Below are 11,795 nucleotides of genomic sequence, written 5' to 3' on the forward strand. Positions count from 1 at the left end.
CACCTGCAGGCGTCACCGAGCAGACGGGCAGGGCGGGCAGAGCGGGTCAGCTGGGGGTGCGCAGGACGCGGAGGAACGGGAGCAGGAGCCAGGGGCGGCGGCCCCGGACGGAGACCCCGCCGGTGAGCGCCGTGCGGACCCGGCCCACCCGGCCGAACAGCATCAGGTTGAGCGCCGCCGGGTCGAACCGCACCCGCGCGTCCGGTCGGGCACCGGGCGCGGCGATCGACACCAGCCCCTGGTGCAGGACGAGGGTGATGTCGGCGCAGTACGCCGACCGGAACTCGACGGTGATCGGGCGGTCCCGGGGCGGCTCGTCGTTGTCGAGCAGCCGGCCGTAGCCGGCGCGGAGCACCCCGACGAGGAAGACCTCGAAGAACAGCACGGCCTCCCGGTTGGGCATCTCCCACGGCCGGCCGGTGGCGCGGGCGATGTCCCAGCCGTGCACGAGCAGCTCGTTGACGAGGTGGCCGAAGAGACCGGCGAGCGGCGCGCGGGCGTCGCCGAACCAGGGCAGCAGCTCGCCGGGATCGCGGTCGGCGGTGATCGAGAGGATCTTCGCCACGTCGGCGCGGAACCGCTCCAGCAGCGGCGCGGGATCGCGCTCCGTCAGGTGCGCCAGGATCAGGTCGTTGACGCCCTCGATGGTGTCCACGGTGACCGTCGGCAGCCGGGCGTCGAGGCCGGGGATCGGCAGCGGCGGGTGCTCCGGATCAAGCTTCGTCGCATACCACCAGCCGACCGAGACCAGGTGGACGACGGTGTCGGCGACCGACCAGTGCGCGGTCACCATGGTCTGCGGCCGGTCGACCGACTCGACGAGGCGGACGAACCGGTCGGTGGCCGCCGCCAGCGCCTCCCGGGCCGCGCGCCACTGCTCCGCGCTGATGGTCACCGTAACCGCCACGTGCCGCCTCCGATCCGTGGAGCCGCCGGGATACCGGGGACGCGCGACAGTCTACAGCAGACGGTGATCGCCCGATCACTTCACACGTGCTCGGTGGCCGGGCGACGGAACCACTCAGCCCGCCGACCGCTCCCAGTCGATAGTCGGCAGGCCCGCGTCGGCGAGGGCCTTGTTGGTGGCGCTGAACGGCCGGCTACCGAGGAACCCGCGCGGGTTCATCGGGCTCGGGTGACCGGCCTCCAGCACCACGTGCTGCGGGTTGGTGACCAGCGCCGCCTTCTTGCGGGCGTACCCGCCCCAGAGCAGGAAGACGACCCGCTGGTCGAGGGCGTCGAGGGCGCGGATCGTCGCGTCGGTGAACTCCTCCCACCCCTTGTTGGCGTGCGAGCCGGGGGTGGCCTGCCGGACGGTCAGCACCGAGTTGAGCAGCAGCACCCCCTGCGCGGCCCAACCGTCGAGGTTGCCGCCGCGTGGCTTCGGCACGCCCAGGTCCTCGGCCAGCTCCTTGAAGACGTTGCGCAGGGACGGCGGGACGGACACCCCCTCGCGGACGCTGAAGCTCAGCCCGTGCGCCTGCCCCGCCTTGTGGTACGGGTCCTGCCCGAGGATCAGCACCCGGGTCTCTCCCGGCCCACACAGCCGGTACGCGGAGAACAGGTCCTCGACCGGCGGGAAGACGGTCTGGGTGGCGTACTCCCCGGCGACGAACTCGGCCAGCGCGGCCGTGCGGGCCGGGTCGAGATGCGGGGTGAGCAGGGCGCGCCACTCCTCGGGCAGCAGGGCGAGCAGGTCGAGGGTGGGAGCGTCGTCGGGCATCGGCAACCTTTCGCAGTCGGTCGGCCCCTTTCCTACCAGCCCGGTCCGACACCTCGCGCCGGGCGGGCCGACGGGCGGGATGGAATCGGTCTTGCTTCACCCGACCGCCCGGTCGAGTGGAGGGATGCCGGGCGGTAGGCGCGGTCGGGATTTCCAGCCGGCGGCCGCCCGGTCGGGTGGGAAGCGGCCGGGCGGTCGGCGCGGTCAGGTGAGGGCGGCCAGGCGCTCGGCCCAGTCGCCGCCGACCGGGGCCAGCTCGACCAGCCGGGTGTCGTCGTCACACCGGTCGATGCGGACCCGCAGGTGGGCGTCGACCAACTGCTCGACCAGCCCTTCGCCCCATTCGACCACGGTGACCGAGCCGTCGACCGACGCGTCCAGGTCGAGGTCGTCGATCTCGGCGCGCGGGTCGGCCGCGTCCCCGAGCCGGTACGCGTCGGCGTGCACCAGCGCCACACCCCGGCCCCGCTCCGGGTCGGGCCGGTGCACGCGGGCGATCACGAAGGTCGGTGAGGTGACGTCGCCGCGCACGCCGAGGCCCGCGCCGATGCCCCGGGTCAGTGCGGTCTTACCGGCGCCGAGCGGGCCGGTGAGCAGCAGCAGGTCACCGGCGCGCAGCACCCCGGCCAGCCGGCGGCCGAACGCGTGGGTGTCCTCGACCGTCGGCAGCTTGACGACGACGCCGGCCGGCCCACCGGGGCCGCCGCCGATGCTCGCGCCCAACCCGCCTGGACCGCCGACGAGGCCGTCCCCGCTCACAGCCTCTCCAGGAAGCGTTCCAGGGCCCCGTTGACCTCGTCGGCGTGCTCCAGCATGACCACGTGCCCACTGTCGCGGATCTTGAGGTACTCGGCGTGCGGCAACCGACGGACGATCTGCTCCGAGTGGGTCACGGGGGTGATCATGTCCCTGTCGCCGACCACCACCAGCACCGGGGTGCCGGCCAGCGCGGCAAGTGCCGGGTATCGGGAGTGGGTGGCCAGGGTGCGCAGGTAGCGGGTGACCGTGTCGGCCGACGTGCGGGAGTTCATCTGCTCGACGTACGACACCAGGGCCGGGCTGGGCCTCGGGGTGCCGAAGCCGTACTTACGGGTGAGCAGCCAGGCCACGTTGGACGTCGACCGGCGCGCCGCGTCGATCGCCGTGCCGCCGTACCGGGTGGCGTTGCTCACCATGTAGAGCACCGGCGCGCCGACCCGGCCGAGCAGGGCGGGGGCGACGAGCCTCGTCTCGGCCAGCAGCCCGCCCGAGGTGGCCATCAGCACCGTGCCGACCACCCGGTCGCCGAACAACTCCGGGTACAGCTCGGCGAACGCCATGATGGTCATCCCGCCCATCGAGTGCCCGACCAGCACGAGCGGCCCCTGCGGGGCGGTCCGGTCGATCACCCGGCGCAGGGTGCGGCCGAGCGCGGCGAGGTCGTACTCGCCGGTCTCCAGCCGCCCCGACCGGCCGTGCCCCGGCTGGTCGTACGCGACGATCCGGTGCTCGCCCCGCTCGGCGAGCATCTTGCGCTGGAAGTGGAACGTGCCCATGTCGAGGCAGAAGCCGTGCACCAGCACCACGGTCGGGTTGCCGGACACGGGTCGGGTCGGCTCCACCACCTCGACGTGGATGTCGGTGCCGTCGGGCAGCTCCAGCCGGAACGACTCGTCGTACCGCTGCTGACCGAAGGCCTCGTCGGCGTACGGGTCGGTGGGGTCGCCCTTGAGCCGGCGGATCAGGACGCGCTCGCTCACCACGCCCGCCGCCAGCCCGGCGGCGGCGACGCCGACGGCCGCCCCGACCAGCCCGGCGACCCGGCCGGCGGCGGTGCGGGGCCGGGGGACGCGGAACCTGCGCTCGCTCACGGCCGCTCGCCGTCGTAGACGCGGGGCACCCGGACCCCGCCGAACCGGGTGACGATCTCGTAGTTGATCGTGCCGACCGCCTCGGCCCAGTCGTCGGCCGTGGGCTCGCCCCCGGTCCCGGGGCCGAAGAGGGTCGCCACGTCGCCGGCCGCCACCGGGTCGTCACCGCAGTCGATCACGAACTGGTCCATGCAGACCCGGCCCGAGACGGTCCGCCGCCGGCCGGCGAGCTGCACCGGGCCGGTGTTCGAGGCGTGCCGGGGCACCCCGTCGGCGTAGCCGAGCGGCACCACGGCCAGGTTGGCGTCGGCCTCGGCGAGGTAGGTGTGCCCGTACGACACGCCGCTGCCGGCCGGCACCCGCTTGGTGAGCATGACCCGGGCCCGGGCGGTCATCGCCGGGCGCAGCCCGAACCGCTCGCCGGCCACCGGGGAGAGCCCGTAGATCGCGATCCCGGGCCGGACCAGGTCGAAGTGGGTGTCGGGGCGGGTCAGGGTGGCGGCCGAGTTGGCCAGGTGCCGGTAGCGCGGGCGCAGCCCGGCCCGCTCGACCATGTCCAGCCCCTCGTGGAAGATCGCGAGCTGGCGGTCGGTCGTCGGGTGGCCGGGCAGGTCCGCGTACACGAAGTGGCTCCACACGCCGACCACCTCGACCAGGCCGTCGGCCTGGGCCTTCGCGGCGGCCTTCAGCAGCGCCGGCCAGTCGGCGACGGTGGCCCCGCCCCGGGCCAACCCGGTGTCGATCTTCAGGTGCAGCCGGGCCGGGCGGCCGGCCAGCCGGCTCGCCTCGACCATCTCGTCGAGCTGGGTGAGGCTCGCGGCGGCCAGGTCCACCCCGACCGCGACGCCCTCGTGCAGCGGCAGCCCGGGGGCGAGCAGCCAAGCCAGCACGGGCGCGTCGATCCCGGCCCGGCGCAGCGCAAGCGCCTCGTCGAGGGTGCAGACGCCGAGCCAGTCCGCACCGGCGTCGAGCGCGGCGCGGGCCGACGGGAGCATGCCGTGGCCGTACCCGTCGCCCTTGACCACCGCCATCAGCTCGGCGCTGGCCCCGGCCCGCAGCCGCGTCACGTTCTCCCGGATCGCGTCAAGATCGACCCGCACCTCGGACTGCCACATGCCTCCAGCGTACTGACCGGGGTGATCAACCCAGGCCGGAGCCGCCGCGAGTCTCCGGACGTGGGCGATACGGCGGTGTCCCGGGGCGGGAAGGACCGCCAGGTCGCCGACATCGCGTCGATCATCCGGCCCGCCGGCGCTGCCGTCAGGGCAACCGGGCCACCACCGGGCGCAGCGCGGCGGCCACGTCGGTCGCGGTCACCGGGCCCGTGCGGGCCGCCTCCCGTCCGGCCAGCCCGTGCAGGTACGCCGCCGCGGCAGCCGCCCGCTCCGGGGCCAGCCCGGCGGCGAGCAGCGAGCCGAGCAGCCCGGCCAGCACGTCGCCGGTGCCCCCGGTGGCCAGCGCGGGGGTACCGGTCGGGTTGACGTACGCCCGGCCGTCCGGGGTGGCGACGATCGTGCGGTCCCCCTTGAGCAAAACCACCGCGTTCATCCAGGCGGCCAGCCGCAGCGCGCCGGCGACCCGGTCCGCGCCGGGCTCCTCCCCGCAGAGCCGGGCGAACTCGCGGTCGTGCGGCGTGACCACGATCGGCGCGTCCCGCCGGCGCAGCCGGTCCGCCATCGCCCCGTTTACGAGCAGGGTCAGCGCGTCGGCGTCGAGCACCACCGGCAGCGGCGCGGCGAGCACCGCGCGCAGCTCGGCGGCGGCCTCCTCGCCGGTGCCCAGGCCCGATCCGCAGACCCACGCCTGGACCCGGCCGGCGTCGGCGACCCGGCCGCCCGCGATCACGGAGGGGTGGTGCAGCAGCACGTCGCCGCGGGCGCTGCCGGCGTACCGGACCAGACCCGTCGGCCCGGCGAGCGCGCCGCCGACCGAGAGCACCGCCGCCCCCGGGTACGCCGCCGAGCCCGTCGCCAGGCCCACCACGCCCCGGGTGTACTTCTCCGCGGCCGGGCCCAGCTCCGGCCACCAGTCGACCACGTCGGACCACTCGGTGACCCGCAGCGCGGGCGTGCCGCGCAGCCAGGGCCCGAGGCCGATGTCGACCAGCTCGACCTCGCCGGCCAACGCCGCCGCCGGACCCACCACCAGGGCCGGCTTCAACGCGCCGAACGCCACCGTCACGTCCGCCCGGACCGCGGCCGGCCGGCCGGAGGCGGCCCGCGGCACGTGGCCGGTGTCCACGGCGACCCCGCTGGGCACGTCCACGGCGACCACGGCGGCCCGCCCGCCGTCCCGGCCGCGCAGGGCGGGCAGCTCGCCGGCGAGCCGGTCGGCCGCCTCGCGCAGCCCGCCGGTGCCGCCGATCCCGACGATCCCGTCCAGCACCAGGTCGGTCACGGCTGGCGGCCGTTCCACCAGGCGGCCCCCGGCGGCACGCAGCGCGGCCAGCCCCGGCGCGTGCGCCCGGCCCGGGGTGAGCAACAGGGCCGAGACGGCGGCGCCCCGGCGGGCCAGCCGCTCCCCCGCGTACAGGGCGTCGCCGCCGTTGTCGCCGGTGCCGACCAGCAGCAGCACCCGGGCCCCGTACACCCCGCCCCGGCCGGCGAGCAGCAGCGCGCAGCGGCGGGCCAGCCCGGCGGCGGCCCGTTGCATCAGCGTCCCGGCGGGCAGGGTGGCCATCAGCCCGGCCTCCGCCGCCCGTACGTCCGCGACCCGCCACACCGGTTTCATGCCACCGCGCCCCGTCCGTCCGCCCGCCGGGTCCGCCCCGGCCCGTTGGCGATCATGGCCTCACCCTACCGGCGGAACAGGCCGCAGGTTAGCCGTCGGGTCGACTGTGGGCAATGGCTGTGGACAACCCGAGGGTACGACCGCCGCCCGTTGTCCACAGGGCGTTCCGGCCGGGCGGGGCGGCTGCCTAGCGTCGACGGCGTCGCTGTTCATCCCTCGACGACGGCATCGTCGACGCGGCCTGACCCGGGCCGGCGTCGCCGTCCGCCCGCCGTTCGTCGCGGGGCACCGAGCCGGGAGGAGTCCGCCGATGACCGAGGAGCCGTTCACCGTCCGCCCCGAGTTGCTGCGGGAGGTGGCCGGGGCGCTCGGCGACCTCGCGTACCGGCTCGGGCACGGGCTGGCCGGGGTGCCCGGGCTGGCGGTGCCGGCTCCCGGCTGGCGGTCAACGGAGGCCCTGGCCGGCCTGGAGTCGGCCACGTTCGCCTGGTGCGGCGCGCTCGGCGCGCGGATCGCCGCCGCCGCGGACGGGTTGACCGCCGCCGCCGAGGGCTACCAGGCGGCCGACGAGCGGGCCGCCCACCGGCTGACGGCGCTGCCCCGGTGAGCGCGGCAGCGCGCGGAGATGCGGCCGGTGGGTTCGTGGCGGCCGGTGCCGGCGCCGGCGGCACCGGGGCAGAGGCCGATGGTGCCTACGCCCGGCTGTGGGCGGCCGACCCGGGCCGGTGGGCGTCGGCCGGCACGGCCTGGCGGGGGCTGACCGGGCTGGTCGACCGGCGGGCCGCCGAGTTGGACGGGGCGGCCCGGACGCTGCGGGGCGGCTGGGCGGGCTCCGCAGCCGGGGCCGCCGGCGGACGGATCGGCGCGCTCCGGTCCGAGCTGGCGGTCCTCGCCCCAGCGGTGATCGAGGCCGACCAGGTGCTCACCGAGCTGGCTGGGCGGCTGCACCGGGCGAAGGCCCGGCTGACCGAGGCGGTCACCCTGGCCGACGCCGGCGGGGTGCGGCTGGACCGGCGGGGTCGGGCGAGCGCCGACCCGGCGCGGGCGCAGCTTGGCACGCCCACCCCCGTGGCGCGGGTCGCCGCCGCCGTGGCGGCGGCCCTGGAGCTGGCCGACGCGGCCGACCGGGAGGCCGCCGGCCGGCTCGACGAGCTGACCCGCGCGGCCGGCGCGGGCTGGACGGCAGCGCCCCCGCCCTGGCGTCCGCCGCCGGGTGCCGCCCCGGCGACCGTCCGGTCGTGGTGGGCCGGTCTCACCCCTGCGCAGCGCCGCTGGCTGGTGGCCCGGGAGCCCGAGCTGGTCGGCCGCCTCGACGGGGTGCCGGTGGCGGCCCGGGACCAGGCGAACCGGCTGCTGCTCGACCGGCGGCGGGAGGTGCTGCTGGCCGAGCGACGGCGGCTGCTCGGCCGGCTGCCGCGCGGGCCGGCGGAGCTGGCCGGGCTGGCCCGGGTGGAGGGGGCGCTGACCGGGCTGGACGCGCTGACGGCCCGGTTGACCGGCGGCGGGCAGCCCCGGGCGTACCTGCTGGGGTTGGACCCGGGCGGCGAGGGGCGGGCGGTCGTGGCGCTGGGCGACCCGGACCGGGCCGACCGGGTGCTGACCTATGTGCCGGGGATGACCGCCGGCCTCGCCGATGCCACCGGTGAGCTGGGCCGGGCCGCCCGGGTGCAGGCCCGCTGCGCGGCGCTGGATCCGACGGGATGCACCGCGGCGGTGCTCTGGCTGGACTACGACGCGCCGGACTTCCTGCACGAGGCCGTCCTGCCCCACCAGGCCCGCGACGCCGGCCCGGCGCTGCACCGGTTCCAGGAGGGGCTGCGGGCGACCCACGACGGCCCGCCGGCCCGGCAGACGGTGCTCGGGCACAGCTACGGTTCGCTGGTCGTGGGCACCGCCGCCCGCGACCACGGTCTCGCCGCCGACGCGCTGGTCTTCGTCGGCTCACCCGGCGTCGGCGTGGACCGGGCGGACGGGCTGGGCCTGCCCGTCGGCGAGGTCTGGGCGAGCACGGCGCCCGACGACGGGATCCGGCTGGCCCCCGCCGCCGATGAGCTGCCCCGGCGCGTCCTGCGTGGGCTCAGCCCGTTGGCCGCCGTGCTGACCGGCCGCGACGACCACGCGCTGTGGTTCGGTCACGATCCGGCCGACCCGGGTTTCGGCGGGCGCACCTTCCCCAGCGGCCGGTACGGCCACACCGGCTACTGGGACCCGGCCAACCCGGCACTGGACGGCATGGCCCGCGTGGTGCTGGGCCGGTGACCCGGCTCCCTCCCGCCGGCCGTCGCAGGGTGGGACGGCCGGCGAGCCGTGGGCGGAGCGGAGCGCCGGTGACCGCCGTGGGCTACTCCACGGTGACGGACTTGGCAAGGTTGCGGGGCTGGTCGACGTCGTGGCCCCGGGCCGCCGCGATCTCCGCCGCGAGCACCTGCAACGGCACGGTGGTCACCAGGGGCGCGAGCAGCGTCGGCGTACGCGGCACCCGGATCAGGTGGTCGGCGTAACGGACCACCGCCTCGTCGCCCTCCTCGGCGATCACGATGGTGCGGGCGCCCCGGGCCCGCACCTCCTGGATGTTGGAGACGACCTTGTCGTGGAGCATGCCCCGGCCGACCGGCGACGGCACGATGCAGATCACCGGGGTGCCCTCGTCGATGAGCGCGATCGGGCCGTGCTTGAGCTCGCCGGCGGCGAAGCCCTCGGCGTGCATGTACGCCAGCTCCTTGAGCTTGAGCGCGCCCTCCAGGGCGACCGGGTAGCCGACGTGCCGGCCGATGAAGAGCACGGTCGGCTCGGCTCTGATCTCGCGGGCCAGCTCCCGCACCGGCTCGATCCGGTCCAGCAGCTCGCGCAGCTTGCCGGGCATCTGGTGGAGCTGGTCCACGACGGCGGCCACCTCGTCGGCGAACTTGATCCCACGCACCTGGGCGAGGTGCAGGCCGATGAGGTAGCAGGCGACGAGCTGGGTGAGGAACGCCTTGGTGGAGGCGACCGCGATCTCCGGCCCGCCGTGGGTGTAGAGGACGGCGTCGGACTCGCGCGGGATCGTCGAGCCGTTGGTGTTGCAGATGGCGAGCACCCGGGCCTTCTGCTCCTTGGCGTGCCGCAGCGCCATCAGCGTGTCCATCGTCTCGCCGGACTGGGAGATCACGATGATCAGCGTCGACCGGTCGAGGACGGGGTCGCGGTAGCGGAACTCGCTGGCCAGCTCCACCTCGCAGGGGATCCGGGTCCAGTGCTCGATGGCGTACTTGGCCACGAGGCCGGAGTGGTACGCGGTCCCGCAGGCGACGATGAAGATCTTGTCGACGTCGCGTAGGTCCTGGTCGCTGAGGCGGACCTCGTCGAGCATGATCTCGCCGCCGTCGGTGAGCCGGCCGAGCAGGGTGTCGGCGACCGCCTGCGGCTGCTCCTCGATCTCCTTGAGCATGAACCAGTCGTAGCCGCCCTTCTCGGCGGCCGAGGAGTCCCAGTCGATGTGGAAGTCCTTGCCCGTGGCCGGCAACCCGGCGAAGTCGGTGATCTCGATCGAGTCGGCCGTGATCAGGACGATCTGGTCCTGGCCGAGCTCGACCGCGTCGCGGGTGTGTTCGATGAACGCGGCGACGTCGCTGGCGAGGTAGTTCTCGCCGTCGCCCCGGCCGACCACCAGCGGCGAGTTGCGCCGGGCGCCGACCACCGCGCCGGGCACCCCCGCGTCGACGGCGAGCAGCGTGAACGCGCCTTCGAGGCGCTGGCAGACCGCGCGCATCGCGGCGGCGAGCAGCTGCGGCCCGTCCGGCTCGCCGGCCGCGCGCAGGTCGGCCAGCGCGGCGGAGAGCAGGTGCGCGGCGCACTCGGTGTCGGTGTCGCTGTTGAACAGGACGCCGGCGTCCTCCAGCTCGGCGCGGAGCTTGGCGAAGTTCTCGATGATGCCGTTGTGGATCACGGCGATCCGGCCGTCGGGGGCCAGGTGGGGGTGGGCGTTGCGGTCGGTGGGGCCGCCGTGGGTGGCCCAGCGGGTGTGCCCGATGCCGGTGGTGCCGTCACCGATGCCGATCGGGCTGGCGGCGCAGGCTTCCGGGTCGGACGCGGCCCGCTCGGCCAGCACCTTCTCCAGGTTGGCCAGCTTGCCCGCCTTCTTCTCGATCAGCAGCTCGTCCTCGCAAACGACGGCCACCCCGGCCGAGTCGTAGCCCCGGTACTCCAGGCGGCGCAAGCCGTCGAGCACGATGCCGAGCGCCGGGCGCGAGCCGGCGTAACCCACGATTCCACACATGACCCGCAGCCTAACCCAGTTTCGCTCACTACGCGTGCGCAAAAGCCGGGTAAACAAGCATCGAGCCTGAGCGAATCGGCGAGCCGGGGCGCTCCGGGCACGAATCGTGAGCACCGGGCCACCATGGGCTTACGTCGACGGGCGATGGGTCGCGAGGCCGGGCGTTGGTGGTGGGCCGGCTGTGACGGATGTGCACGGTCTTGCACCCGGACCCTCGACCCGTAGGCTGGCGCAGGTGACGACGACGCCAGCCGATGTCGACCCGCTGGTGGCCCGGATGCGGCCGTTCGGGACGACCATCTTCGCCGAGATGTCCGCCCTGGCCGTCCGGACCGACGCGGTCAACCTCGGCCAGGGCTTCCCGGACACCGACGGGCCACCCGAGATGCTCGCGGCGGCGGCCGAGGCGCTGCGCGGCGGCCAGAACCAGTACCCGCCGGGTCCGGGCATCCCCGCGCTGCGCGCCGCCGTCGCCGACCACCAGCGCCGGTTCTGGGGCCTGGAGTACGACCCGGACGGCGAGATCGTCGTCACCGCCGGGGCAACCGAGGCGATCGCCGCGAGCATCCTCGCCCTCTGCGAGCCGGGCGACGAGGTGGTCTGCTTCGAGCCGTACTACGACTCGTACGCCGCCTCGATCGCTCTCGCCGGCGCGGTGCGGCGGCCGGTGACTCTGCGGCCCGGCGCGGACGACCGGTACGCCTTCGACCCGGAGGCGCTGCGCGCCGCGTTCGGGCCACGCACGCGGCTGGTCCTGCTGAACTCGCCGCACAACCCGACGGGCAAAGTCTTCACCCGCGACGAGTTGGCCCTGGTCGCCGAGCTGTGCCGCGAGCACGGCGCGTACGCGGTGACCGACGAGGTGTACGAGCACCTGGTCTTTCCCGACGCCGGCACACCGCACGTGCCGCTGGCCACCCTGCCCGGGATGCGTGGCCGCACGCTGCGGATCTCGTCGGCCGGCAAGACGTTCTCCTGCACCGGCTGGAAGGTCGGCTGGGTCAGTGGTCCCGCGCCGCTCGTCTCCGCGGTGCTGCGGGTCAAGCAGTTCCTCACCTTCGTCAACGGCGCGCCGTTGCAGCCGGCCGTGGCGGTGGCCCTCGCCCTGCCGGACGCGTACTTCGCGGAGTTCGCGGCGGGCATGCGGGCCCGCCGGGACCAGTTGGTCGCCGGCCTGACCGACGCCGGCTTCGGCGTCCTCACGCCCGAGGGGACGTACTTCGTCACGGCCGACGTC

General features: G+C 75.5%; 10 protein-coding genes. 3 read left to right on the forward strand and 7 right to left on the reverse strand.

Features of this window, described 5'->3' with window-relative positions; genetic code table 11:
- Positions 1-46 precede the first annotated feature (46 nt).
- From E1258_RS24230 to E1258_RS24255, 6 genes are all read right to left on the reverse strand, one after another.
- The gene (locus E1258_RS24230; RefSeq protein ID WP_132405178.1) at positions 47-907 is read right to left on the reverse strand and encodes a maleylpyruvate isomerase family mycothiol-dependent enzyme; all 861 of its coding nucleotides are present in this window, start codon (positions 905-907) and stop codon (positions 47-49) included.
- A gap of 114 nt (positions 908-1,021) precedes the next feature.
- Complete coding sequence (gene ung, locus E1258_RS24235) at positions 1,022-1,723, reverse strand: uracil-DNA glycosylase (protein WP_132405180.1); 702 nt, start codon at positions 1,721-1,723, stop codon at positions 1,022-1,024.
- A 204-nt stretch (positions 1,724-1,927) separates the two neighbouring features.
- Complete coding sequence (gene tsaE, locus E1258_RS24240; protein ID WP_371688678.1) at positions 1,928-2,446, reverse strand: tRNA (adenosine(37)-N6)-threonylcarbamoyltransferase complex ATPase subunit type 1 TsaE; 519 nt, start codon at positions 2,444-2,446, stop codon at positions 1,928-1,930.
- 32 nt (positions 2,447-2,478) lie between these two features.
- On the reverse strand, positions 2,479-3,573 hold the full coding sequence (locus E1258_RS24245) for an alpha/beta fold hydrolase (RefSeq protein WP_132405182.1): 1,095 nt from the start codon (positions 3,571-3,573) through the stop codon (positions 2,479-2,481).
- Complete coding sequence (gene alr, locus E1258_RS24250; protein ID WP_132405184.1) at positions 3,570-4,688, reverse strand: alanine racemase; 1,119 nt, start codon at positions 4,686-4,688, stop codon at positions 3,570-3,572. Before alr ends, E1258_RS24245 begins: the two co-directional genes overlap by 4 nt.
- 145 nt (positions 4,689-4,833) lie before the next feature.
- The gene (locus E1258_RS24255) at positions 4,834-6,303 is read right to left on the reverse strand and encodes an NAD(P)H-hydrate dehydratase (protein WP_132405186.1); all 1,470 of its coding nucleotides are present in this window, start codon (positions 6,301-6,303) and stop codon (positions 4,834-4,836) included.
- Between the two features lie 310 nt (positions 6,304-6,613).
- Between E1258_RS24255 and E1258_RS24260 the strand changes: the two genes are divergently transcribed.
- Positions 6,614-6,910: a hypothetical protein gene (locus E1258_RS24260; RefSeq protein ID WP_132405188.1), complete on the forward strand. Its 297-nt coding sequence runs from the start codon at positions 6,614-6,616 to the stop codon at positions 6,908-6,910.
- Positions 6,907-8,562, forward strand: a complete 1,656-nt coding sequence (locus E1258_RS24265; RefSeq protein ID WP_371688677.1) for an alpha/beta hydrolase — start codon at positions 6,907-6,909, stop codon at positions 8,560-8,562. The genes E1258_RS24260 and E1258_RS24265 overlap by 4 nt, the downstream gene beginning before the upstream one ends.
- 82 nt (positions 8,563-8,644) lie before the next feature.
- Here the strand turns inward: E1258_RS24265 and glmS are convergent, their stop codons facing one another.
- Positions 8,645-10,558, reverse strand: coding sequence for a glutamine--fructose-6-phosphate transaminase (isomerizing) (glmS, locus tag E1258_RS24270; RefSeq protein WP_132405190.1), 1,914 nt, complete (start codon positions 10,556-10,558; stop codon positions 8,645-8,647).
- Between the two features lie 277 nt (positions 10,559-10,835).
- Here glmS and E1258_RS24275 point away from each other — a divergent pair.
- Positions 10,836-11,795: aminotransferase class I/II-fold pyridoxal phosphate-dependent enzyme (locus E1258_RS24275; RefSeq protein WP_371688679.1), on the forward strand; the 960-nt coding region annotated here is incomplete at its 3' end.

This window comes from Micromonospora sp. KC207, assembly GCF_004348615.1.
Taxonomy (GTDB): Bacteria; Actinomycetota; Actinomycetes; order Mycobacteriales; family Micromonosporaceae; genus Micromonospora.